At 58.1% G+C, this 23,866-nt stretch carries 28 protein-coding genes and 1 pseudogene; 20 read left to right on the top strand and 9 right to left on the bottom strand.

Features of this window, described 5'->3' with window-relative positions; translation table 11 throughout:
* Nucleotides 1–68: 68 nt before the first annotated feature.
* A complete protein-coding gene (locus HX790_RS25170) occupies nucleotides 69–557 on the bottom strand; it encodes a DUF2846 domain-containing protein (RefSeq protein ID WP_176992360.1) in 489 nt (162 codons plus the stop codon).
* A 243-nt stretch (nucleotides 558–800) separates the two neighbouring features.
* Here HX790_RS25170 and HX790_RS25165 point away from each other — a divergent pair, with 243 nt between their 5' ends.
* The 5 genes from HX790_RS25165 (at nucleotide 801) to HX790_RS25145 (ending at nucleotide 3,109) form a co-directional block, all read left to right on the top strand.
* Nucleotides 801–1,052 (top strand): DUF1654 domain-containing protein, encoded by a 252-nt coding sequence (locus tag HX790_RS25165; protein ID WP_176992359.1) that lies wholly within the window; start codon nucleotides 801–803, stop codon nucleotides 1,050–1,052.
* A gap of 437 nt (nucleotides 1,053–1,489) precedes the next feature.
* Nucleotides 1,490–1,873, top strand: coding sequence for a response regulator transcription factor (locus tag HX790_RS25160; protein ID WP_176992358.1), 384 nt, complete (start codon nucleotides 1,490–1,492; stop codon nucleotides 1,871–1,873).
* 425 nt (nucleotides 1,874–2,298) lie between these two features.
* Nucleotides 2,299–2,721, top strand: coding sequence for a hypothetical protein (locus tag HX790_RS25155; RefSeq protein WP_176992357.1), 423 nt, complete (start codon nucleotides 2,299–2,301; stop codon nucleotides 2,719–2,721).
* A complete protein-coding gene (locus HX790_RS25150) occupies nucleotides 2,718–2,909 on the top strand; it encodes a hypothetical protein (RefSeq protein WP_176992356.1) in 192 nt (63 codons plus the stop codon). The genes HX790_RS25155 and HX790_RS25150 overlap by 4 nt, the downstream gene beginning before the upstream one ends.
* A complete protein-coding gene (locus HX790_RS25145; RefSeq protein ID WP_176992355.1) occupies nucleotides 2,906–3,109 on the top strand; it encodes a hypothetical protein in 204 nt (67 codons plus the stop codon). The genes HX790_RS25150 and HX790_RS25145 overlap by 4 nt, the downstream gene beginning before the upstream one ends.
* Here the strand turns inward: HX790_RS25145 and ykgO are convergent, their stop codons facing one another.
* Nucleotides 3,110–3,265, bottom strand: coding sequence for a type B 50S ribosomal protein L36 (gene ykgO, locus HX790_RS25140; protein WP_019816741.1), 156 nt, complete (start codon nucleotides 3,263–3,265; stop codon nucleotides 3,110–3,112). It lies immediately after the preceding gene.
* 134 nt (nucleotides 3,266–3,399) lie between these two features.
* Between ykgO and bet the strand changes: the two genes are divergently transcribed.
* From bet to HX790_RS25120, 4 genes are all read left to right on the top strand, one after another.
* Nucleotides 3,400–4,206 (top strand): phage recombination protein Bet, encoded by an 807-nt coding sequence (bet, locus tag HX790_RS25135; RefSeq protein ID WP_176992428.1) that lies wholly within the window; start codon nucleotides 3,400–3,402, stop codon nucleotides 4,204–4,206.
* On the top strand, nucleotides 4,203–5,831 hold the full coding sequence (locus HX790_RS25130) for a YqaJ viral recombinase family protein (RefSeq protein WP_176992354.1): 1,629 nt from the start codon (nucleotides 4,203–4,205) through the stop codon (nucleotides 5,829–5,831). Before bet ends, HX790_RS25130 begins: the two co-directional genes overlap by 4 nt.
* The gene (locus HX790_RS25125; RefSeq protein WP_176992353.1) at nucleotides 5,828–6,340 is read left to right on the top strand and encodes a hypothetical protein; all 513 of its coding nucleotides are present in this window, start codon (nucleotides 5,828–5,830) and stop codon (nucleotides 6,338–6,340) included. The genes HX790_RS25130 and HX790_RS25125 overlap by 4 nt, the downstream gene beginning before the upstream one ends.
* Before the next feature lie 72 nt (nucleotides 6,341–6,412).
* Complete coding sequence (locus HX790_RS25120; protein WP_176992352.1) at nucleotides 6,413–6,898, top strand: hypothetical protein; 486 nt, start codon at nucleotides 6,413–6,415, stop codon at nucleotides 6,896–6,898.
* Nucleotides 6,899–6,985: 87 nt separating this feature from the next.
* Here the strand turns inward: HX790_RS25120 and HX790_RS25115 are convergent, their stop codons facing one another.
* Nucleotides 6,986–7,771: a toll/interleukin-1 receptor domain-containing protein gene (locus HX790_RS25115; RefSeq protein ID WP_176992351.1), complete on the bottom strand. Its 786-nt coding sequence runs from the start codon at nucleotides 7,769–7,771 to the stop codon at nucleotides 6,986–6,988.
* Between the two features lie 104 nt (nucleotides 7,772–7,875).
* On the opposite strand from HX790_RS25115, the gene HX790_RS25110 reads away from it, so the two are divergent.
* Nucleotides 7,876–8,436 (top strand): hypothetical protein, encoded by a 561-nt coding sequence (locus HX790_RS25110; RefSeq protein WP_176992350.1) that lies wholly within the window; start codon nucleotides 7,876–7,878, stop codon nucleotides 8,434–8,436.
* Nucleotides 8,437–8,463: 27 nt separating this feature from the next.
* Here the strand turns inward: HX790_RS25110 and HX790_RS25105 are convergent, their stop codons facing one another.
* A complete protein-coding gene (locus tag HX790_RS25105; RefSeq protein ID WP_176992349.1) occupies nucleotides 8,464–8,910 on the bottom strand; it encodes a hypothetical protein in 447 nt (148 codons plus the stop codon).
* 42 nt (nucleotides 8,911–8,952) lie between these two features.
* Between HX790_RS25105 and HX790_RS25100 the strand changes: the two genes are divergently transcribed.
* Nucleotides 8,953–11,001, top strand: a complete 2,049-nt coding sequence (locus HX790_RS25100; RefSeq protein ID WP_176992348.1) for a DNA cytosine methyltransferase — start codon at nucleotides 8,953–8,955, stop codon at nucleotides 10,999–11,001.
* A 384-nt stretch (nucleotides 11,002–11,385) separates the two neighbouring features.
* Nucleotides 11,386–12,042, top strand: a complete 657-nt coding sequence (locus HX790_RS25095) for a hypothetical protein (protein ID WP_176992347.1) — start codon at nucleotides 11,386–11,388, stop codon at nucleotides 12,040–12,042.
* A gap of 10 nt (nucleotides 12,043–12,052) precedes the next feature.
* Here the strand turns inward: HX790_RS25095 and HX790_RS25090 are convergent, their stop codons facing one another.
* Entirely contained in the window at nucleotides 12,053–12,436 is a 384-nt protein-coding gene (locus tag HX790_RS25090) for a hypothetical protein (RefSeq protein ID WP_176992346.1), read from the bottom strand.
* Nucleotides 12,437–12,590: 154 nt separating this feature from the next.
* Here HX790_RS25090 and HX790_RS25085 point away from each other — a divergent pair, with 154 nt between their 5' ends.
* From HX790_RS25085 to codA, 8 genes and pseudogenes are all read left to right on the top strand, one after another.
* Nucleotides 12,591–12,863 (top strand): hypothetical protein, encoded by a 273-nt coding sequence (locus HX790_RS25085; RefSeq protein WP_176992345.1) that lies wholly within the window; start codon nucleotides 12,591–12,593, stop codon nucleotides 12,861–12,863.
* Nucleotides 12,864–12,925: 62 nt separating this feature from the next.
* Nucleotides 12,926–13,138, top strand: a complete 213-nt coding sequence (locus HX790_RS25080; RefSeq protein ID WP_081609232.1) for an AlpA family transcriptional regulator — start codon at nucleotides 12,926–12,928, stop codon at nucleotides 13,136–13,138.
* Nucleotides 13,139–13,201: 63 nt separating this feature from the next.
* A complete protein-coding gene (queD, locus tag HX790_RS25075; protein WP_003237990.1) occupies nucleotides 13,202–13,558 on the top strand; it encodes a 6-carboxytetrahydropterin synthase QueD in 357 nt (118 codons plus the stop codon).
* A 234-nt stretch (nucleotides 13,559–13,792) separates the two neighbouring features.
* Nucleotides 13,793–13,990 (top strand): annotated as a pseudogene (locus HX790_RS25070) (helix-turn-helix transcriptional regulator).
* A 25-nt stretch (nucleotides 13,991–14,015) separates the two neighbouring features.
* Nucleotides 14,016–14,456 carry a GNAT family N-acetyltransferase gene (locus HX790_RS25065; RefSeq protein WP_170040682.1) on the top strand — a complete coding sequence of 147 codons (441 nt, stop codon included), beginning with the start codon at nucleotides 14,016–14,018 and terminating at the stop codon, nucleotides 14,454–14,456.
* 9 nt (nucleotides 14,457–14,465) lie between these two features.
* Nucleotides 14,466–15,089: an NUDIX hydrolase gene (locus tag HX790_RS25060; protein ID WP_017135298.1), complete on the top strand. Its 624-nt coding sequence runs from the start codon at nucleotides 14,466–14,468 to the stop codon at nucleotides 15,087–15,089.
* A 140-nt stretch (nucleotides 15,090–15,229) separates the two neighbouring features.
* Entirely contained in the window at nucleotides 15,230–16,498 is a 1,269-nt protein-coding gene (codB, locus tag HX790_RS25055) for a cytosine permease (RefSeq protein ID WP_017135299.1), read from the top strand.
* A 98-nt stretch (nucleotides 16,499–16,596) separates the two neighbouring features.
* The gene (gene codA, locus HX790_RS25050) at nucleotides 16,597–17,832 is read left to right on the top strand and encodes a cytosine deaminase (protein ID WP_017135300.1); all 1,236 of its coding nucleotides are present in this window, start codon (nucleotides 16,597–16,599) and stop codon (nucleotides 17,830–17,832) included.
* A gap of 9 nt (nucleotides 17,833–17,841) precedes the next feature.
* Here codA and HX790_RS25045 read toward each other — a convergent pair whose 3' ends face one another.
* The 4 genes from HX790_RS25045 to tssI are packed head-to-tail and all read right to left on the bottom strand — an operon-like array spanning nucleotide 17,842 to nucleotide 23,633.
* Complete coding sequence (locus HX790_RS25045; RefSeq protein WP_176992344.1) at nucleotides 17,842–19,998, bottom strand: lipase family protein; 2,157 nt, start codon at nucleotides 19,996–19,998, stop codon at nucleotides 17,842–17,844.
* Between the two features lie 14 nt (nucleotides 19,999–20,012).
* Nucleotides 20,013–20,798, bottom strand: coding sequence for a hypothetical protein (locus HX790_RS25040; protein WP_170040680.1), 786 nt, complete (start codon nucleotides 20,796–20,798; stop codon nucleotides 20,013–20,015).
* Nucleotides 20,791–21,615, bottom strand: a complete 825-nt coding sequence (locus HX790_RS25035) for a DUF4123 domain-containing protein (protein ID WP_176992343.1) — start codon at nucleotides 21,613–21,615, stop codon at nucleotides 20,791–20,793. The genes HX790_RS25040 and HX790_RS25035 overlap by 8 nt, the downstream gene beginning before the upstream one ends.
* Nucleotides 21,615–23,633, bottom strand: coding sequence for a type VI secretion system tip protein TssI/VgrG (tssI, locus tag HX790_RS25030; protein WP_176992427.1), 2,019 nt, complete (start codon nucleotides 23,631–23,633; stop codon nucleotides 21,615–21,617). Before tssI ends, HX790_RS25035 begins: the two co-directional genes overlap by 1 nt.
* Nucleotides 23,634–23,866 lie beyond the last annotated feature (233 nt).

Genomic DNA, 23,866 nt, shown 5'->3' with positions numbered 1-23,866 from the left:
GCCCGCTACTCCCCATCGCGGGCTTTTCTTTGTCTGCGATTTAGATCTAGATATCGCCCACCGATCACCTAGATCGCCACAACCTTTCTACATTGAGAAATCTCGGGCAATGCCTGATCCGGGGGCACTTTATTGAGTTGCCACTGCAGGTCAACAGCGACAGCATTGAATTGTTTTGCCTGCACTCTCGTGCTGTTGGATGTGAGGCTAACGTAGGAGGCATCTGATCGTTTAACACCGACTACAGTGGTCGTGGTGCCCCCCTCAAGATCGGAATTGCCCAAAATTCCAGCCTTCCATTTCTGGGTGATCGTGTGCTCACCTGGCGTAACAGGCAAAGCTACGTAACCGCCGTTCTCTAGAGACGCTATCTGCTTTCCGTCCAAAGAAATCAAGGCGGTCATTAGGCCCATATCGTAATTACTGGGCCGGTAGACATAGAGAACACCTTTTTGAGAATCAACGTTTTCAAGTGGCGTGAATTTTGGTCCTGTCATCGTGCAGGAGCTGAGGAGCCACAATAAGACGAATACTGAGATCTTCCGTGCGTGAGTCATAACTGCTCCATCCTCATTAAGCGACTGATGATCAACACTGATGGGCTATCAATCAAATCTTTTGTTGGCTCACTGCAGAATTTGCTTCGCTTGCCTCCTCGCTGCTCCTCATTCGCAGAATCTGCACAGACGGCAGGCAGAAAACAAAATATGCATTTATGCATGAAACCTCCTGCCACCCTATTGCCAAGATATGTCAGTACAAATACTGTGTATGCATACAGCATTCGCAAGGAGCGACGCATGAACCAGGCACCCTACTCCGCATCAAAACCACGAAACTCCTACGAGCTTGTTGGCCGCCGCCTGCAAGGCTTGATCGCCTCTCCACGGGTCCAAAGGATTCAGTTGGTCGAGGTTTCCAGGCGCGACGATGAAAGCCCTGAAGCCTGGCGCCAGGTCATCCAGGACATCGGCGACACCGTCGGCATCAGGATCGAGCACTTGGATGACGGCGCCGTCAGGATCGGCTGGCGCGAGTACTGCGATTACTAAATGAGCCCGCCGTTGAGCGGGTTTTTTATCGCCTCCCATAAAATATATGGGAATACCCATTGACGATAAATATGGGATTACCTATATTTACACCCATCGAGACGCCACAGCGAATCGCCAGCAGAGAAACCTGCGCCGCTCTTTAGCGACACCACTTGCCGGATCACCACCGGCCCAGATTCAAAGGCAGCGATGAACCGGCCTCAACGGTTCAGAGGGTTGGCAACTGACCCGGGCGTGCAGCGTAAAGCGCCAAGACGAGTTATCCAGCGGGAGAACAAGCCGAAAGGCCCGCGGCTGGAAGAAAAATTTGGAACTACCGAGGATTTCTCGGTAGTTCGATTCAACTCCGGCCTGACGCCAGTAGCGAGGTCGGGGGTTTCACCGATAGTCCTTGGCAACAGGGCCTAACGGGAAACCAGCCGAGGGTCACCACGATGGAAGCAACAATCATCAACGGTTCATGGAAAGGCCACCTCGGACGAGGCCTGGCGCCGCGAGAGCTTCAGTTCCTGCTTTGGATTGCCCAGGGCTTCACCTCGAAGGAGATCGCCCGGGAGGCAGGCATTGAGGCAGGCACCGTCAAGAAGCGGCTGACCAATGCGATGTTCAAGCTGGGCGTGACGAAGCGCACTGCTTTGGTGGCTGAGGCGATGAAGCGCCAGATCATCACGCCGGTGTGCATTGTGCTGGCGACGCTGATCACCATGCACTCGATGATCAGTGACGACTCCCTGCGTCGTGATCGCCGGGCGCCGGAAAGGCGAATGGCCCAGGTGCGGATGGTGCGCCGGGCTGAGTGCGCAGAACTGGCTGTGTGAACACCAATATCGATGAGCCTCTTCAGCTGGGTATGACTTCTCCAACATCGATGTTTTTGCTTCCGCACTTACAGACAGGCACGAGTGCATCAGATCTTTTCCGATAGTACTCGTAGTCATTTGCGGGAGTGGTATCAAAGCCCTCCCACCACTCTTCGGTACGCCCCCAGTCATCTGAGCTCCTGACCTGAACACCCGCATGACCACAAGCGCTGCAAGTTGCTTTGTACCTGCTTTCATCCCTGCTCATTTCGCTCTCCTCGGCCTCGAACAACTGGTTCAAATATAGCAGTGCGATAAGCCTTCACCCTTCCCCCCCACTACCTCTATTACGTCAGCACTCCTCCCCCGCGCCCATCGGCAACCAGCGGGAGGCATGAGTGTTGACGAATACAGGTGAACAACCCGCCACTTTGGAGGCGACCATGTCAGCACTACGCAAGGCTCGGTTTGAGCACGACGAACAACTGCCGCCTCCGGTGAGCGAAACCTCTCTGCAATTGGCTCGCAGCGAATGGCTGTACAACGCAGCCGAAGAGCTGGCCAGAGGTGGCAGCGTGGTGTTCAAGCGCCACATGCACCCCCAGCAAGGCGTCACGGCCTACCAGTTCGCACTGGCTGTCGATGAGTACGCCAACAACCTACTTGCTGACTGCGGCGTCGACACTCCAGCCCTGGGCTACTTACTGATCGCAGGGATGGCGGGTTCGAGGGTGAAATCGGAAGCACTGGAGCTACTCGGCCGGAGCGACCATCCACTGGGAAAACTAGGCGAGATTGCCGAACGCCTCCTTCAACCTTTGGCTGATGACGCTCTTATCGCCCAGGCCGAGGATAACGAACTGTGAGCCCCTACGTTGAGATCGATAAAGCGTTGTTTGCGCTTGAGGATCCAGATAAGCCCGCCCTCGACGAGATCTTGGCTGAGGGTTTGATCGTGCGCCACTTCACCTTGGGTGCCATCAACGCAGAAGAATTTCATTGGTATAGCGCACGCCTCCTGGATGTCAGCCGGCGGCGCAAGGAGAAGGCATGACTACCGCACCGGTTAAATCACTGATCGACGAGCAGCTCGAAGATATTAGCGCTCATAACCTGCGCGAGGCCTACAGCCTTGCCGAACGGCGCGGCTTCTTCGGGGCACCGGTTGAGCAATACGCAGAACCTGGCTACGGCGGTCGAGTGCTCCAGGTCCTGCGATACCGGGTTCAGCAGCAAGATCAACAACAGCGCTGATCAGCCTTTGCCCTTGTTCTTGTTTTTCGCACTGCCCTGCCGAGCTTTGAATTTCGGATTGGATTTACAGATCACGTAGATCCGGCCACGGCGCATAACGATCTGGCAGTCGCGGTGACGGTTTTTCGCTTCTTTGAGTGAGGACAGCACTTTCATAGGTGAGGCTCCTTGCGTTGAGTTGATATGTTATTACGTATCTTAAATACGAATAAGAACGTTTATCAACTCTTATTTCCCCACACCTCACATCGCTGCGAGCATCGCGGCAAGGAATCTCCATGTCCGCAGTAATGAAGCAGGACGACAACACGCCTGCGATGTCGGAGGCCGCGCTCGTTGAAGTGCTGAGCAGCAGCCTCTACCCCGGCGCCGAAAAGAACTCTGTAGTGATGGTGCTGGCTTACTGCCAAGCCGCGCACTTGGACCCAATGTTGAAGCCGGTGCACATCGTCCCGATCTGGAACTCGAAGACGAAAAAGATGCAGGACACAGTGATGCCAGGTATCGGGCTGTACCGCATCCAGGCGGCGCGCACCGGCCAGTACGCTGGAATCAGCGAGCCTGAATATGGCCCTCCAGTAACCACGAAGCTGAGCGGCGTCGAAGTCACGTATCCCGAATGGTGCCGCGTGACCGTCAAGCGGCAGATGAGCAACGGCCTGGTCGCCGAGTACACGGCCAATGAGCGCTGGCTTGAAAACTATGCGACATCGAGCAAGGACACCGCGGCGCCCAACGCAATGTGGAAGCGTCGAGCATTTGCCCAGCTCGCCAAATGCGCCGAGGCCCAGGCCCTGCGCAAAGCATTCCCTGAGGTTGGGTCTGCGCCAACGGCCGACGAGATGGAAGGCAAAGCGTTCGAGGAGCCGGCACGCGATGTCAGCCCACGACAGCAAGCCCAGCCTGAACCGGAAGTGCTGCCCGCCTACTCCGACGAACTGCTTACCGAGAACATCGTGAAGTGGCAGCCACTTATCGACTCGAACCGAACCAGCCCTGAACACCTCATTGCGACCATCAGCAGCAAGTACACGCTGAGCCCGGCGCAGATTGAAAAAATCACCAACCTCAAAGCCCTCGATGGAGATTCAGCATGAAAATTCACAACGTAGCTCAAGGCTCCGCCGAGTGGCTTGCCCTTCGCGCCAAGTTCCGCACTGCCTCTGAAGCCCCTGCGATGATGGGCGCTTCGAAGTACCAGACCCGCACGGATCTGCTGGCGGCCAAAAAGACCGGCATCACGCCGGACGTCACGCCGTCTCAGCAGTTCATCTTCGACAAAGGCCACGCAACCGAAGCCATGGCTCGCCCGCTGGCCGAAGCACTTATCGGCGAAGAGCTTTATCCGATCGTTGCTACCGAGGGCAACCTGCTCGCCTCCATGGACGGCGCTACGATGCTCGGCGAGACACTGTTTGAGCACAAACTCTGGAATGAGTCGGTCGTGGCCCAGGTGAAGGCCGGCGACCTGGCTCCGCACTACTACTGGCAGCTTGAGCAGCAACTGCTGGTGAGCGGCGCTGAGCGGGTCATCTTTGTTTGCTCGGACGGCACGCCGGAGAACTTAGTGCACATGGAGTACCGGCCCGTCGCCGGGCGCGCGGCCCAGTTGATCGAAGGCTGGAAACAGTTCGAGGCAGACCTGGACAACTTCGAGATGGCCGAGGCTCCTTCAATCGTCGTCGGCAAGGCACCTGACGAGCTGCCAGCCCTGCGCATCGAACTGACCGGCATGGTAACCGCCAGTAACTTGAGAGTGTTTGAAGACTCGGCGCTGGCTGTCATCGACTCTGTCAAAACTACGCTCTCAACCGACCAGGACTTCGCCGACGCCAAGAAGGCCGTCAAGTGGTGTGGTGACGTCGAAGAGGCTGTCGCTGCCGCCAAGAAACAGGCTCTGTCGCAGACCCAAAGCATCGATGAGCTGTTTTCGTCGCTGGATCGCATCAGTGCCCATGCTCGCGAGACTCGCCTAAAAGTCGACAAGCTGGTGAAGGCTCAAGAGCTGCTGGTGAAGACCAACATCAAGCAAAAAGCCGAACTGGCATTGGCGGATCACATCGCCGCAATCAACAAGACGCTGGGCAAAGTCACGCTGCCTCATGTTGTTTCGGACTTCGCCGGCGCCATGAAGAACAAGCGCACCATCGCCAGCCTCCAGGACGCAGTTGATACCGAACTGGCCCGGGCGAAGATCGATGCAAGTCAGGCTGCTGACGGCATCCGCTTGAACCTGACCAGTCTGGCAGAGCTCGCCGTTGATCATGCCTTCCTGTTCAGCGACGTGCAGCAGTTGGTGACCAAGGCCAACGATGACCTGGTAACGCTGATCAAATTTCGCATCTCCGAACACCAGAAGGCGGAGCAGGCAAAGGCCGACGCGAAGCGCATCGCCGAAGAGCAGGAAGCCCAGCGACTGGCAGCCATCAAGCCAGAGCCAGTCGTGGAGAAGGTGGCGGCGCCCGAGCCAGTCCGCGCCACGCCAGTCCAGACAGCGGCACCCGTCGCCCAGGCTACAAAGCCAGTAACGAGCCACGCGGTCGAGCAGGTAGCGCTGCAGGCGAACGTGACGGACTTCGAGGCACTGATCAAAGCAGTGGCATACGGTCAGGCGCCGACCACTGTCCTTTTGGTCAACTGGGAAGCGCTCGACGCAATGGTCGCGGCGCAGGGTGCAAACTTCAGCATGGCCGGGGTGACGCTGGCCAAGGCGGCAGCATGATCAGCAACCACCTAAGCCTGGTCGAGGCGCTACGCCCAGCATCGGACGAACTGGCCGCCCAGGTTGACCAGTACCTGGCGGTCGGCGGCAAGATCGATACTCAGTGTCAGCCCGCTCCTCGAACTCCAGGCCCGAAGCAACCACCCACTTTTCACCGGCCGGCAGTCAAGACCGAAACCGAATTGCAGGTATCGAGAATCAAGGAAATGGCGGCAACGATGAGCCGTCGTGATATCTGCGCGAAGGAAGGAATAACCCTCGGCGTCCTCAAGGGAATAGCTGGCCGGTACGGAATCAAGTTTCCCATCCGGCCCAAGCAGCCCAGCCCACCAAACCGGATCGACTCAATAAGGGATGCCTTCCTGGTCGTTCGCATCAAAGAATGCATTGCGGAGGGGATCAGTCGGCAGCAGTGCTGTAACACGCTGAAGATCAGCTACAACCTGCTTTACAGGCTGATCGAAGACTACGGAATCGACTATCCAAAGCTGAAGCCTGCATTCAGATGAAGAAACGAGTCCAGCAACGCAAACGTCAAACCTGGCTCGCACTGCCGGCCAGCGGATTAGAAGAGGTAGGCCATGGCTGCCGAACAGAAGGAACGCACGGCCAAGCTTGCCGAGAAGCGGCAGGAACTGGGCGAGCAGGAATTGCGGCACACAGTCCCGTACGGAACCCGGCAGATGCTCGACGAGCTGATGCTCTGGCATGAGATCGAGGAAGTTAGCGAGGCGGTGCAACTGCTGGTACTGAATAGCCGGGCCGAGGATATTCCTCCAGCGCCGCCGAAGGTCAAAGGTCCGTCCGACATTATCCGCCACTATTTTCGTCAGGGAATGCGTGACCGGCTGGCGGCACTCACCACAGAACTTGGCGAGACGAAAGACCGGGTGACCATCTGGCGGTTGATCGCACACGCCCACTCGTTGGGCGCCGAGAAGTCCGCTTACCTGCTCGCAATTCCGCGCCACGATATGAGCGTATCTGAAAACGTGGCGCGCAAATTACGGCAAGCAGGCTTCGCCGAATCGCTCCTAATGAACGCCGAAGACGACGGCGACGAATAACCCACCCTAATTGCTGCGCCCAGCAACAGTTTGCGTTACTGCCCAACACTAGGCAGTAACGTGCGCATCAGGTAAAAACTCTAAATATCAAACTTTCTTGCCGTATCCATCAGCATACCCAAGGGAGTTTATTACTACAGGTTGTTCGGATATAAACTCAACAAAATAACTAACTCCTTTTTTAATCTCAGGCCCTGTAAATCTCCTGAAGAAACAAACATTATCAGAATTAGTGGTAGTGTTCGAAAAGCTTGTCATTATGACACCAGTAGGGTTTATATCGCCAGACGCGCCTATACGCTCTGAAGTATGCAAGAACCCGTTCGTGTGAATCTCAACCGTCAATCCATTTATAGGTGAAAGGTTGCTGGTCACTTCAACAATCAACACAAACTTTCCATCTTTACGCCGCCCCAAATCATAAGGTTTAATTACTGCATTTGAATAAGGCTCAAGCTTATTTCTCCTAGCTTTGTCTTCGATACCTGAGACCAATTCCTCGCAAGCGTCTTCGAAAGATTTATCCGTAAAGTTAGAGTAGAGTTTTTCGCGCAATATGAATGGAACCTTACAAGCCTCAATCAAAACAGGTATCACAAACTTATTACCGAGACCCTTCTCCTCGGCCACCTCCATTATCAGACCGCCATTAACTTCTTTTTTAACCCATTCAGATTCAACTGAAGTTGGCGATAGGAACACTAAAAGTTTATCAGCGCCCTCAACACCCTCTGAAATTTTAGAGATGAGTGAATCGCCCGGCGTCATCTCCCACTCATCCAGCCACACCTCATATCCTTTCTGCTCTAAGTAGGAGGCTACGTGCCTAACTGTAGGCTTATCTTTTGAATTGTGGCTTAAGAAGAGTTTCATGTCGCTCCTTGATCCGGCTCCATGCCGGTCACCCGTAATACCCCAACCCAAACCAAATTGCCACCACCGGCCACCGGAGGGCGGCGCCTGACTGGAGATAGTCCATGAGCAACTACATGTACAAGACCACCGACCCTGCCGTGGTTGCGGCGGTCATCGCCTGGGAAACCAAGCGCAAAGAGTGGGACGCCCAGCGCGCCAAACTTGGCCAGGTGTTCGGGGGTGCGGCCTCGCCGATGCGGTCAGGTAATCGAAGCTACGTCGGCGGCGTGAAGATCAGTGATAGCCGCGAACTAGACGTGCACTGGTGCCGCCCCGACCAGTACGACTACCGCGCCCTGCGTTCAAGCGCCAAGCCGGCGAAAGGAACACCAAAGGAAGCGCGCGCCGCCCAGGTCGTCGAACATGAGCGCCTGTCGGCACTGTGGAAGGAGCATTGTCCGGCCAGCATCGACATGGATGAGGCATGGGAGGCGATCGGCCTGAACCCCGGCGCGCTGTGGATGTGCGGCGGCGTGTTCTTCGAGTTGGACGAGGTCGTGTACCTGAACCTCGGCCTACGGCTTGAGGATGGAAACGAGAGTATCGAGGGCGCCGCCGAGATCCTCGGCAGCGAGTTTGAAGCCGCACGCCAGCAGGTGCTTGGGCAGCGTCAGACAGCCTGATCCGCCATCACCATAGTTTAAGAGGCGTCAAAGAAAACGCCCTTGAACCTCTTTCTTTTCGACAATAGCGGACTCTGGCAGGCATTCGAATCCAGTTAGATTGACGAGCACCTCCTGCTCTTCATCATTAACTTGAGCCCGTTGAGTTTTGTAGGGAATACCGAGCTTGTCGAGAACTGACGTTTTGACGACGTAGACGTAGCCATTTGCATAGCCAAGATCAGTAGCGAATTTTTCTGCAACTTTAATATCCGTCGTAAAGGACACAAATGAAGTTTTGTATATATCACTGCATATGTTGTGGCCGTGCATAGCGTTGCGCTGTGATGCGCTAATGGTATTCAAAGAGTTTCCCACCATTACTTGATCATCACCAGCCATAAATTCCAGTTCTTCATCTTCTCCTTTCGCCTTGATTCGCGCTCCTGCATTGGAATCGAATTCAGTGCTGACGCCTCTGTATAGAAACTCCATCTACATCTCCTTTTTAAGTCACAGTCTCGCTGAGGATACCCTATGTCCGCACAACAAAAGAAACACCCCTTCGATTTCAAAACCCAATACGGACTCGGCTTCAACCCTCAGGACGATGAGATCGTTGTCGACTTCTTTTGTGGCGGCGGCGGCGCCGGTACCGGGCTGGAAATGGGCCTGGGCCGCACGGTGAACGTGGCGAAGAACCACAGCCCGCAAGCGATCAGCATGCACACAGTGAACCACCCAGGCGCCCGGCACTTCACCACCGACGTGTTCGAGGGTGATCCGGACACCGAGTGTGGCGGCAAGGCCGTCGGCTGGTTCCACATGTCACCGGACTGCACGCACCACAGCCAGGCGGCCGGCGGGCAACCGCGCAAGCGCGACATCCGCAACCTTTCGTGGATCGGCCTCAAGTGGGCGGGCATGAAGCGGCCACGGGTAATCAGCCTGGAGAACGTGAAACAGATCCTGCAATGGGGCCGATTGATCGCCAAGCGCGACAAGTCCACCGGCCGCGTGGTGAAACTCGGCGGCGACGTTGCGGCACCTGGTGAGGTCGTGCCGGTGGGCCAGCAGTTCCTGATTCCCGACCCAAAGCAGCGGGGACGCACATGGCGCCGCTTCGTGGCCTTGCTGGAAGGCATGGGCTATGTCGTTGAGTGGAAAGTCATCAAGGCCTGCGACTTCGGCGCGCCGACCAGCAGGGAGCGCCTGTTCATGATCGCCCGGTGCGACGGTCAGCCAATCGTGTGGCCGGAGCCAACCCACGCCAAGCACCCCACCAAGGGACAGCAAAAGTGGAAGACCGCCGCTGACTGCATCGACTTTACTGACCTGGGCAAAAGCATCTTCGGCCGCAAGAAGGACCTGGCCCCGGCCACCCTGCGCCGCGTTGCCAAGGGCATGAAGAAGTTTGTCATCGATAGCGCGACGCCGTTTATTGTGCCAATCGCCAACTGGTCGGGAGAGACCGTGCAATCGGCCGGCGAGCCGCTGCGCACAATCACCTCCTACCCAAAGGGCGGCGCCTTCTCGGTGGTCAGCCCTATCATCGCACCGGCAACGCACCAGGGCAGCGACCGAATCAACGACCCACTCGAACCGCTGCCGACAGTGACCTGCGCAAACCGCGGCGAGCTGACGCTGATCAGCCCGTTGATGGTTGGGGCCGGTGGTCCGGCGTACTCAGGCAAGCCGGTGGGCATGGACCAGCCGGTGGGCACGCTTATGACACAGAACCATCGAGCGCTGGCTTCGGCCTGCATAGTCCAGGCCGAACATGGGGAAGGTTCTGGCGCAAACAAACGCCGATCCCATGGAGTGAACGACATCTGCGGCCCGGTGGGCACCGTCACTGCCAGCGGCGGCGGCCAGTCCGTCAGCGCCGCCGTGATGATCCAGGCCAATGGCGGATTCAACACCACGCACGCCAAGGGCATGCACGAACCCATGACCACGGTGACCAACACCGGCAGCCAGCAGCAACTGGCAGTCGCGAACCTGGTGCACCTACGTGGCAACTGCGATGCACGGGACGTTAACGACCCGTTGCACACCGTCAGCGCCGGCGGCCAGCACCACGGCTTGGTCAGTGCATTCATGGAGCGGGCATTCGGCGGCAGCATTGGTCAGGGCCTGGAAGAACCGGCGCCGACCATCACTGCCGGCGGCGGTGGCAAGAGCTCGCTTGTGTCGCTCACGCTGTCGCCTGAACACGAAGCCGGCGCACTGCGGGTCGCGGCTTTCCTGATCAGCTACTACGGCACCGAGAACATCAGCGCATGCGACTCGCCGGCGCCGACGATAACCACCAAGGACCGTCTCGCCATGGTCACCGTGATGGTCAAAGGCACGCCCTATGTGATCGTCGACATCTGCCTGCGGATGCTGAAGCCGGCCGAGCTGTACAAGGCCCAGGGATTCCCCGCCGACTACATCATCAGCCACGGCGCCGACGGCAAGCCGTTCACCAAGACTCAGCAGGTGCACATGTGCGGCAACAGCGTAAGTCCGCCGCCGATGGCAGCGCTAGCGCGGGCCAACGATCCGTGGACTATTACTGAGCGGCAGGCTGTCGCTGCATGATGCTCTCCAAAACTTTTTGGAGAGGGGAGGGAAACCCGGGTGCGGCTCTGCAACCCGGGGCAACCATCAGATCAAGATAATGCGCATTTCAGCAGCACGATCAAGAACTTCAGATCTAGCCTGATAGTAATCTCAATTTGCATAAGAACCTCCTGGGTTAAGTCAAAATAGAACGACGCAACGGGTACCCGCTGTGTAATTCATGCAACTGCCTATTCGGCAGATGAAATTACGGATATGCCCCGTAAAGCTTGATCTTTCGACTTGACTGAGGAGACTCAGGGTTCGCGCACTCTACGCAATATCGGCGATGCCGTAAAGCCACCACCCTCAGCTGTAACCCTCCCTCTATTCACTGCCACGATATGTGGCCAAGGCGAAGCTATGTCTCAAGTAAAGGAACGGCCCATCCTATTCTCGGCGCCGATGGTGCGCGCCATCATGGAAGGCCGGAAGACGGTCACACGCAGGGCCTTGAATGCTCATGCGCTGAAGAACATCGGCTACGGCGTTCGGCTCGGCGAGTGCCACGAACTGCCTACTGAAGGCCCGTTGCACCCGAACAGCGTTGATTACTACAACGACTTTTGCCGGTTCGGAAAGCCCGGAGACCGGCTGTGGGTGCGCGAGACTTTCATCGATCTGCGCGGCACTGGCGTTGAGCATCGCCCAGACACGGACGGCCCGCTCCAGCGCTACGCCTACGCTGCCGACTGCCGACCTGGGTCACACAGCGACGAGGCGAGGAAGGACTTCGGCCTGAAGTACAAACCCAGCATCCACATGCCTCGGGTTGCGTGCCGCATCCTGCTGGAGATCACCGCCGTGCGCGTCGAGCGGCTGCAGGACATCACCGAGGACCAGGCCAAGGCCGAGGGCGCATGCACCAGCGCAGTTGAGGCGTTCCAAGTCACCGGCGTGGATCGACCCGCCGGTTTCGCTTTCCGGGATCTCTGGACTTCGATCAACGGCACCGAGTCGTGGGAAGCCAACCCGTGGGTCTGGGTGGTCGAGTTCAAGCGGGTAACACTATTATCTTAGTAGCCCCCTCTTACTCACAAACCAAACTCAAACCTCTTCCCTGCCCTAATGCTGCCGCTTGAACTCTTCTACAGACATCTCTATCCCGCGCATGCATGTTGTCGATGCTTGGATTGCCAGTTTTTTCCATATCGCGCATGGCGGGTCTGCCAGGGTTATTGAGCGCCTCTTGGCCTTCGATGTGCAATTCGCGTGGAGTAGCTTTTGCCTCTGGGGGCGATGCTGGTTTGGGCAACTCATTAATGGCATCACCAAAGCGCTGAAGCAACGGCCCTTGCGGTAGTTCCTCAGCTGCCACCAACGTTGATATGGCGACGGCCAACATTGCAACGATGTATCCCCTGAACACTGCAAACACCTCCTCATTGAGTAGCCTGACCAGATAGCCGAGCAATAAATAACTGCCCGCTCAGATGCTTAGGCTGCCTCAGCGCGACCGAATATCAAATTTTCGGCGAAACACTTCAGCGCTGTCACTTGCTGAACTGTTATCGAAATGTAACCCCCACTACATGCCTGTCGGTGAGCGGCGGGCGAGGTATTCCTGCATGACTGAAAACCAATTTCCCTATGAGGCGTGGGTGCTGACCGCAGGCTTCGCGCCAAAGAAAGTCGAGATCGTTGGCATCTACAGCTCGGACGGCTGGATGCGAGCGCAAAGCCGGAAGATCTACCACCAGGCAGATCTGTTCACCTCCAAGGAGAAAGCCATTGAGGCCGGTTGGCGCCGGCTGGATGAGCAGTGGAGTGCGCTTCAGAAGCGAGCAGACGCCATCGTCAAGAAGAAGGCAATGCTCACGAAGCATTCAGCCAAGCCCTAACCCAACTTCTGCCGCCCAGCGCGGCTCATTGACTCACGCCGCCCGCGGCACGGAGAATCAACATGGCAGCAGCAGAGAAAATTGATCGTTTCCTGCGCCTCGACGAGGTGCTTTACACCACCGGCCTGGGCCGCAATACAGTTTATCGGCGGATCAGGGAAGGCACATTCCCAAAACAGGTTAGAATAGGCCCCAATTCGGTCGCTTGGCGCCAGTCGGCAATTGCTGAGTGGATGACATCAACAACGCCCAGCAACGACCAATCAGTACATTGATCAGTACACCAGTTACTGGCAATATTCCACAAGCCACGCAACACAAGCCCTACAGGTCACACCGTGGAAATCTTCAAAGAGTTTACCTTCGAGTCCGCCCACCGCCTGCCCCATGTACCGGAAGGCCACAAATGCGGACGCCTGCACGGGCATTCGTTCAAGGTGGCTATCCACCTGAGCGGCGACCTGGATCCCCATACCGGCTGGATCCGCGATTTCTCGGAAATCAAGGCGATTTTCAAGCCGCTCTACGAGCGCCTCGACCATAACTACCTCAATGACATCCCTGGCCTGGAGAATCCGACCAGCGAAGTGCTGGCCAAGTGGATCTGGACCGAACTCAAGCCCCTGTTGCCGGAACTCAGCGCGATTCGCATCCACGAGACCTGCACCAGCGGTTGCATCTATCGCGGCGAGTAAGCGCTTGAGTGTTTAAAACCACCTGCGGGTGGTTTTTTTATGCCTGGCCACTGCAGTTGTAAAGCGTGCTTGACATGAAAAACCTGCACACCCAACGTAAAGCATCCTTTGCTTAAACTTCAGCGACGGTTTCCTGGAAACCGCGGGCCTGCCGCGCCTGTCGGCCTTCATGGTCTGGCCGATCATGGGCGGCGTCTGGTGTGTGGCCACAATCATTGGCACAAGGCGCTATCAATGAATAATCAGTTGCGCCAGTTACGCGCAGAACTGGGTTGGTCCCAGGCCGATCTGGCGCAGCGCCTGGGCGTGTCGCGCCAGACCATCAACGCCATCTAGACCGGCCGCTACGACCCGAGCTTGCCGCTGGCGTTCAATATCGCCAAGGTGTTCGAACGGCCCATCGAAGCGATCTTCGAAGCGCCAGTGGACTGAGCCGTTATGACAGGAGCACGCTGAATTGATACGCCCCGCCACTGCCGACGATAGTGCCGCTATCGAGGCCATCGTCCAGGCTGCCTATGCGCCCTACATTGAGCGCATCGGCCGCAAGCCCGGGCCAATGCTGGAGGACTACCCGCAGTTGGTCGAAGACGGGGGCGTGCATGTGCTGGACCACGCCGGGCAGGTTCAAGGCGTTGTTATCCTGAGGCACACCGACACGGCGTTGCTGTTGGATAACCTCGCCGTCACCCCACAAGCCCAGGGCCTTGGTTTCGGCCGACAACTGATGGATTTTGCCGAACAGCAGGCACTTGATGCCGGCTACAGTGCCATCCGCCTGTACACCAATGAGGTGATGACCGAGAACCTCGCGCTGTACAGTCGCCGTGGCTATGTGCAAACCCATCGCGCCGAGGAACACGGCCTGCGCCGCGTATTTATGATCAAACATCTATAGGAGCACCCCATGGAAAACCTCTGGCTGGCCCAGGCCAAACGCTTGCAGGCACTGGCGTCCACGGGGCTGCATTTTTGCACTGACGACTTTGAGCGTGAGCGCCTTGAGGAAATTGCCGAGATTGCCCACAGCATGCTCGCGCAACTGGCGGATGTGCCGCTTGCGCGCATCACCGGGCTGGTGCCGGATTTTGCCAAGCGTTATTCAACCCCGATGATTGACGTACGCGGCGCGGTGATCGAGGGCGACCGGATACTGCTGGTGCGCGAATTGACCGACGGCTGCTGGGCCCTGCCCGGTGGGTACGCCGATATCGGCCTGTCGGCGGCGGAAAACATCGTCAAGGAGATCCGTGAGGAAGCCGGGCTGAGCGTCACGGCACGCGCGCTGTACAGCGTCACGCACAAGGCCAAGGGCTTGTATCGCCCGGATGTGCGGGACTTCTACAAGCTGTATTTCCTGTGCGAGCGGGTCGACCAACGGGCGCCGATGGCGGGCTTTGAAACCACTGAAGTGGGCTTTTTTACCCTCGACGACCTGCCGCCCCTGTCCCGTGGGCGCACCATCGAAAGCGACCTTGAAGCGGCGTTTGCGTTTCATCGTGGCGAGACCACCCAGACGCTGTTCGACTGATCCATTTTGTCTCACCGCTGCACTGCTTTCGTGCCTGCTTGGGCGCGCTCGACACAGCTGCCTGGCGACAAATACGCCGCGCTGCCGGTTTGGCACGCGCAGTGCAACAGCGCTGCGTCAGTCATCCAGGGAGCAAGGCCATGACGCAGCAAGAACCGGGTAACGATTACCCCCTCAGCGAAGTGCCGATGCATGCGCGCAAGGGCCTTGCGTCCACCGCCATGGTGTTGCTGGGCTTCACCTTCTTCACCGCGACCATGTTCGCCGGCGGCAAGCTGGGCGTGGCGTTCAGTTTTACCGACATGCTCGGCGTCGTGGCCCTGGGTAACCTGTTGCTGGGTATTTACGCCGCAGGCCTGGGCTACATCGCCTTCAAGAGCGGCTTGAATTCGGTCCTGATGGGGCGCTTCTGCTTTGGCGAGGTGGGCAGCAAACTCAGCGACTTGATCCTCGGCTTCACCCAGATCGGCTGGTACGCCTGGGGCACCGCCACCGCGGCCGTGGTGCTGGGCAAATATTTCGAATTGAACCAAGGCACGGTGCTGGCACTGATGGTGCTGTTTGGCCTGCTGTTCTGCGCCACCGCGTATATCGGCTATCGCGGGCTGGAGATTCTGTCCTATATCGCGGTGCCGGCCATGGGCATCCTGCTGTTGCTGTCGATGTGGGTCGCCACCGTCAAAGTCGGCGGCCTGAAGGGCTTGCTGGCAGTGGTGCCGACGGCGGAGCTGGACTTGTCCACCGCCATCACGCTGGTATTCGGCACTTTTGTCAGCGGCGCCACCCAGGCGACCAACTGGACGCGTTTTTCTCGTTCGGCCAAGGTCGCGGTGCTGGCCAGCCTGATCGGCTTTTTTATCGGCAATGGCTTGATGGTGTTGATCGGTGCCTATGGCGCCATCGTCTATCAGCAACCCGATGTGGTCGAAGTACTGTTGCTGCAAGGTTTCGCCATGGCGGCGATGGTCATGTTGCTGCTCAACATCTGGAGCACGCAGGACAACACCATCTACAATTTCGCCGTGGCCGGATGCAATCTGCTGCGTACCCGGCGGCGCAAAACCGTAACCCTGGCCGGCGCGGTGATCGGCACCCTGCTGGCACTGCTTGGCATGTACGACTTGCTGGTGCCTTATCTGATTCTGTTGGGCACCGTGATCCCGCCGATTGGCGGGGTCATCATGGCGGACTTCTTCTACCGCTATCGCGGCCAGTACCCGCGTCTGGCCGATGTACGCCTACCGGCGTTCAATTGGCCAGGGCTGGCGGCGTATGCAGTGGGCACCGTGCTGGCGTTTCACTCACCGTGGGTGGCGCCGTTGGTGGGGATTGTGGCCGCGTCCCTGGCCTACATCGCACTCACCGCGGCCCTGCGCGTGCGCGCACCTTTGGCTGACGTACAGGCATGAACCCGACTGTTGCCATGAGGATGGTAACCTTGTGGCTGATAACCCTGATGACCTGGCGGCTGACTGCCTGATTATCCAAAGCCAAGAGGAACTTGCCCATGCATATCATCAATGCCCGCCTGCGCAACCGTGAAGGCCTGCATGATCTGCACCTGGAACACGGCCGGATCGCCCGCATTACTGCACAAACCGTGGCGCCGACATTAACAGCTGACGATCTTGACGCCGCTGGCAACCTGGTCATACCTCCGTTCGTGGAACCCCATATCCACCTGGATGCGACGCTGACCGCTGGCGAGCCACGCTGGAACATGAGCGGTACCCTGTTCGAGGGCATTGAGTGCTGGGGCGAACGCAAAGCCACCATCACCCAGGAAGACACCAAGGCCCGCGCCAAGAAAACCATCCAGGCCCTGGCCGCCCATGGCATCCAGCATGTGCGCACCCACGTTGATGTCACCGACCCTGACCTCACCGCGCTCAAAGCCATGTTGGAGGTGCGTGAAGAAAGCACGCACCTGATCGACCTGCAAATCGTCGCTTTCCCGCAGGAAGGCATCGAGTCTTACCGCAACGGCCGCGAACTGATGCAGGAAGCCATTCGGCTGGGCGCTGATGTGGTCGGAGGCATCCCGCACTTTGAATACACCCGCGACCAAGGGGTTAGCTCGGTGAAGTTCCTGATGGACCTGGCCGAACGCACCGGCTGCCTGGTGGACGTGCACTGCGACGAAACCGATGACCCACACTCGCGCTTTCTCGAAGTACTCGCCGAAGAAGCCCGCAGCCGCGGCATGGGCGAGCGCGTCACCGCCAGCCACACCACGGCGATGGGTTCCTACGACAACGCCTACTGCGCCAAACTGTTTCGCCTGCTGGGCCACTCGGGCATCAGCTTCGTTTCATGCCCTACCGAAAGCATTCACCTGCAGGGCCGCTTCGACAGTTTCCCGAAACGCCGAGGCGTCACCCGCGTCAATGAACTGCTCGAGGCCGGCATGAACGTCTGCTTCGGCCAGGACTCCATCGTCGACCCATGGTACCCGCTGGGCAACGGCAACATCCTGCGCGTGCTGGAAGCCGGTCTGCACATCTGCCATATGCTGGGCTACCGCAACCTGCAAAGCGCCCTGGACCTGGTCACCGACAACAGCGCCAAGGCCATGGCCCTGGGTGACCGTTACGGCCTGGAAGCCGGTCGCCCGGCCAACCTGCTGGTGCTTTCGGCAGACAGTGACTACGAGGTGATCCGCAGCCAAGGCCTGCCGTTATATTCGATCCGCAATGGCAAGGTGCTGATGCAACGCAGACCGGCACAGGTGGAGTTTTTGTAAGCCCCGGGGTCAGACGATTGAATCAATATCCAGTGGCTGCACCCGGCCGGCGCCGTCCTGAAGTGGCGCAGGAATACTGGCGATTTGCGCCAACTTGCGGTTTTCACGGTGGCGCAACCAGCGTTTCACGCTGGGCTGCAAGCCGGTGGAATCGGCGTGGCTGCCATACACGTCACGCACGTCCAGACGGCGCCAGCGTAACGACTCCAATCGGCGCCGACTGCTGCGCAAGCGGTCGACTTCAGCGTTCAGTGCCTGGTTATGCGCATGCCCATAATCGCGTTGGTTCGGTGGGCGACGACGTTCGAGCTCGCGGTTCTTGTCGCGCAGTTGTTGGGTCATGGTGTCGAGCGCCAGGTCTATCAACTCGAACTCTCTGGCGGTGATCAAAGGCCCCTGGCACTCCACGGTTTGCTGCCAGCGGCGCAGAGTGGCCCACGCGGCTGGAATGTAACTGGCGGTCATGAAATGCTGGCTGGCCTGGAACAGTTGTTTCAACAGGTTGGCACGCTCGGGCATATCGCCATGCAGTTGCAGTATACGGTTGCATCCCGCCTCAAGGATGGACTCACAACCGGGCGTCCATAACACTGAGGAGTGCGTGCCGTCCGGCAGCTTGATGGGCATGAAGTGCTGTTGTTCGCCGTGATGCTGGTAAGGATTGCCGCCGACGCGCACAAGGCCAGCGGCGAACAGCAGGCCACCCGCACCGGGCGCGGCAAAAAGCGTGACGGCGCCCGGCACCCAGAGTTTGGCGGTGGTGTTCATCCACGTGGCAGGGACACTGGGAACCGGGTCGTTGTGGTTGACGATGCGGTGATGGATAAGGGCTGAGGCGCCGTCGGTAAACTCGGAGTCTGCGGCGCGGGGAGCGCCGTAGGTGTAGAGGAGGATGTTGTACTTCACGCGTGTAACTCGGCGTAACCCCTCTGCCAGGAGCAACGCGATGGCGCCGCCAAGGCTGTGGCCACAAATCACAATGCGCTGGCCGCTGTGGAATTGATCAAGGTAGTACAGAACAAAATCGCGCATCGCTCGATATGCCTGATAAAAGCCCTCATGGGCTTTGCCAACACCTTCGGTAAATGGCACTTGGTGGGCATTCGCGTCGCGTAGTGCGTCGGCACCACTGGCGGTGCCTCGAACAGCGATCAGAATTACTTCGTTGTGATGACTGATAAAGGCCTGGGTATCCGTACCGAACGCTTCATCATCAAAAAAGTGCAGGCTGGCGGGATGCTCCTGTTTCTCACCAAGCTGCGGACGATTCTGTGGATACAACTCAGGATCGAAGGGCAAAATCTCAAACCGCTGGGAGTATGGAACCTCTTCATACAGCGGGTAGAAGCGCTGAGCCTGATCACGATCGACCTTCCAGGCTTCTTGAAACCCCGAGAGTTTTTCCGCGAACAGATTGCCTGCGCTGGGATCCAGGGGAAAACTGACGTGTTCCACCGGAGTTTTTGGAGGTTGCTGGCCAAAATCGCAGTAACTCAATGTGGACATCAACGCCAATTGATACAGGTTCAACGCACAAAACTGATCATCGGTCGACAACATCGGGCGCAGGGCCCGCAAAGGCCGTACCTCCAACACCGTGTGCAGGTTGGGGAACAGCACGACGCCTGACAATGCGGGCTGCGGCGGACCAAACCCCAGCTCAGCCATCATTTTCAATGCATGCCTTGGAGGGTGATAGGTTCCGGAGGCAAACGGCGGCAGGTGGGCAATATGTCGAACCAGGTCGCGCACCTCAACCTGATAAAACCGGTCTGCCTGGCGTTGTGCAGGGTTACCCTCGATACGTTGGCCATCAGCCGCTGAAAATCGGGTGTGTTCGGCGCGGGCTTGAAGTTCGGTGATAGGTAACGGGTAAGTCTTGCGCTTTATCAATTTGGAATATGGCTCTTCGTCGCCTGAATACTGCGTGTCCAAAGAAAGAATGACAGGGCCGCAATAAAACCCTTCCACCTTGGCGTATCCCTCTCCATTCAACCTTCCGTTGTACCGGCGCCCTGTAGTGTCCTGGATTGTGTAGACCAGCCCGCCATAAGCCTTCCCGCTGCCTGTTTCATCAACCAGAGAAACGCTTGCCCAATGCCCTTTCAACGGGCAAGCGGGCATCTTGCTGCTGAAAAAAGGTTGCTTCCATGCTGCCTGGTTCATGAATCATCTCCTTGTTAATTGCACGTTGGGTAAACATCGCAAACACGGCCATCCGGCATCGTTATAGGTTTAAAGTCCGTGGTGTTACTGCCACAGTATCCGGACAGATCTTCAAAGCTTTTACCCCGGCACCGTCTCCACCCCCCCGGTACAGCTAGCCAGGTGTCCTGAAAAGCGGGGGCCTCCTCGTCTGTAACGCTCAACGTCAGCCTTACTTTTTTCCCTGGGAGCAGCTCTCTCTGCGCCACGCCACCCGGGCGCGTTTCTTGCCTTTTCCCCTTCGTGTCCAACGCGTTACATTCCAACAATTTTCTGATCGCATGCTCGGGGCCGGCCGTCCGAAAAAACCACATGCATTGTCCAAAAAACTCCTGCACACCCGACTCGGGCATCGCTGCTACGCGTTCAGACTCGATAGGATCTGCGAAAGAAATTGCCGCGAAACTGCCACCGACATCAGTGTCGAGTTCACCCCACTTCGCATAAAGAGTGAACTCCACGCTACGCAACACCGTAGGGCACCCCTCAATGGTTTCAGTCAGCGGGAACTCATAGCTCACTCGTTCGGCCACGGGTTTGTAATCGGCAATAAAGATCTTGCGTTCAGGCCTTTTGCCTCGACGCTGCGGCAAGGTGCAGAGTTCATATCTGGCGGGACGGTAGTTAGCGGCACCGATGAATCGAAACTGTGCGGGTAAATCCACCTCCAGGGTAAAACGCTTAGCCGGCGGTGCCAGCGCACAACCCGAGAGCCATCCAGCACCGAGCGTTATCAAAACGCTGCGCGTCCAACTATTCATGCTTTTGCCACTCCCGTAACACCCGCTCAAAATGTTCCGACGGCGCCTCGCCCTCTATCGGCTGCCACCGAATCGTGCTGCCTTGCGTCGCCTCCTCCAACCGACGCACCACCAGAAACTCGAGCTGCTGGGGGCCTCGCCATTGCCAGGCACGGGCCTGCTCCAGAACCTGCGCCAGCCAGATTCTGGGGTTCTGAAACTCGACCAAGCCGGCGAGTTTTTCGCTGTGTTCAGTCAGCAGATAACGCAGGATATTGGCGTGCAGAATCACTTCGGCCTGAGGGTTGGGCGTGTTCAGCCAGGGCACAGCCACAGGCACGGGATACTCCCCGGGCATTGGGTTTTCACCCCGACACCAACAGCCTTGGTGCCAATAGCACACACTCATCAGTGGGCCGAGAAACACTGGCCAGTGCTCGCCCTGTAAATGGGTCAAAGCACGTGCCAAGGTACGGTTATCGTGAAAGCGATACACGGCCTGGCTTCCCTGGCGCCCTACCAGCAGACGTTCGCGCCAATGCCGAACCACGCCAGCCAGATCATCACCGGGCAGGCTGCCCAGCCAGCCCCAGTTCGTCTCGGGGTGTTGCAGCAGATCAACCAGCGCAGGCTCGTCCGCCTGCTCCACCAACAGAATCAACGGGCCTGCCGCTGCCAACTCGACCAAGGCGGTCTCAGCGTACAGGCTGCAATACTGCGACAGGTTACGCACCGCCAACAGCTGTTGACGTGCGCCGTGGTGACCATCAAGGATCAAGCACAGTCGGCGCCCCGCCTGATGCTGTTCGGCCATCCACTGGCCTGGCTCACTTGGCATCAGGCAGCCCTCCGCATGAGTGTGCACTGGCCTTCACGACACGCCTCGCACACCGGGCAGAAGTCCGCGCCCAACTGCCGGGCCTCGTCCAGAAGGGTGCCTTGGGCCGTCGAGAGGTTCGGCGCATCCATGGCCGATAATGGGTTCGCGGACCGAGTGAGGGGCGGCAAGCCGCCAACGGTGACAGGCCGGCTGCTGAAAATGCCGCCCGCCTGGATAATCAGGTGCTCGCCTCCAGCCTTGAGGCTCAATTGTGCGCCCGCATCGATGATCAGGCTGGCGCCGGCCTTGAGGACGATCTGCTGCCCGGCCTGGATAACCATGGACTGACCGATATGCGTCTGGCTGTCTCCCTGCACATCCAGCCGATCGTTCGTGCCAAGCATGGCAGTGCGGTCTCCGGTGATGTGTCGCTGCTCGCCACTTTCCAAATGAACCGTGCTTAACCCGCGGATGATTTCACGCCGCTCTCCCGCCACCTCAAGACGACTGTCATGGCCGACCTGCTGTTCCAGGTCCCGTTGGGCGCGCAGGAAGATGAGTTCCTCGCCGTGGCGATCCTCAAGGTGCAGTTCGTTGGCCCCCGTGCCCCCCGGAACACTGCGGCTGCGCAACACGCTGCGTGTCTTGTGTTGCGGCAAAGGGTAAGCCGGCCTGTGCAGCGCATTGGGCAGGCAGCCGTTGATCAACGGCTGGTCCGGGTCGCCTTCCAGAAAGGTCAACAGCACCTCCATGCCCACCCGCGGAATCAGCATGGCGCCGAAGCCATCGCCCGCCCAACCGGATGCTACCCGTACCCAACAACTGCTTTTGTCATCGGTGGGATCCAGGCGGTCCCAATGAAAACGTACCTTTACTCGACCGTAGGCGTCGCAGTGCACCTCCTCGTCTGCTGGCCCCGTCACGATGGCGGTTTGGCTGCCGTGGAGGGTAGGTTTCGGGTGTCTGATGGGGGGCCGATGCACGGCGCGCCAGGGTGTTGCGGTAAACCGGTTTCGGTAGCCGTGGAATGTGCCCGCCACGGGTGCTGCTTCCTCCAGCACCTGCGGTTGATAGCCTTCGTGATGCACCGACGTGAGCAACCACAAATCGTTGCAGGTGGGATCCGGGTGGTCACACAGCTCAAGAAAATGGCCGCTGCCCAGCGCCGGTTGATCACTTTTGCCCACGGCACGATGGCGGTCACGCAGATGCCGCTCCAAGCCCCTTTGCGCCAATTGCCGACCTCGCGCATGGTCGCTGAAACCACCAGGGTAATGGTAATCCTCAAGGCGCTGCGTCAATGCAGGCCCGGCCTTGTCTTCCAGGCGCAGCGACGGATGCTCGAAGTCATGATCACGGCGCACCGTCAGCTGGGTACGGGTCTCCAGGCGCACGTCGAACTGCCGGATAGCTCTCGTTTTGGCTGCCAGCTCGTGCGTCGCGCAAAATCGCTGTGCAGCCAGACGCCGAAACACCGTCTGGTCATCACCGAACACCAGCACGTGATTATTCGGGCCATGGCGAAAGTGGTAGTGAATACCCTCCTCCTCGCACAACCGCTGGATAAAGTGCAGGTCGGTTTCCGCGTACTGAACGCAGAACGGACGGGATGGGTAGGCCACAGGGCCCAGTTCGAAGGCATAGGCGTCCGCCAGAATGCCGTGGTGCTCAAGGACCGCCGCAATAATCTGCGGCACACTGCGTTCCTGGAAGATCCGCTGGTTGTGTCGATGGGCAAGACACGCCAGGCGTGGTGCCAGGGTGAGACGATAGCGAGTGAGCCGAACGCCGGGCCCCTCACGGCCGATAGCGTAGATGCGCCCATGCAGCCCCGCACCGGATTCGCCAAAGTCCAGATAAGCCGGCTGGTGAAGCAGCGCCTCCAGATCCAGAGAGGGGTTTTCGCTGACTAAGTGCACGGTAATGAAGTAAGGCTGATCAAGGCCTTCTCGGCCTTTGAAAGCGAGCACCTGGAAGTCATTGTTTATTTCTGGAAGTATCAACTTGAAACGTGGCGCGGCAGATGTTTCAACCATCCCTAAGTTACCCATCATCAATTATTTGACTGAAAGGCCTCCCCCCATCGGGCATTGATTGAACTGCCGGGAAAAAGCGCCTGAACCCAATAAATCTTAGCGATTTCAGGCGGAATTTGACCCTTTAAAAATAAAAAAGACGTTTCGCACAACGTGGTAGGACGTGTCTTTTACAAAATAATAAATTCGCAGAATTTAGTAGCATTCAACAACAAGAAACTTCTTACGCCAAC

The organism is Pseudomonas sp. IPO3747 (assembly GCF_013385245.1).
Lineage (GTDB): Bacteria > Pseudomonadota > Gammaproteobacteria > Pseudomonadales > Pseudomonadaceae > Aquipseudomonas > Aquipseudomonas edaphica.
This window is presented reverse-complemented; position numbering and strand designations above follow the sequence as displayed.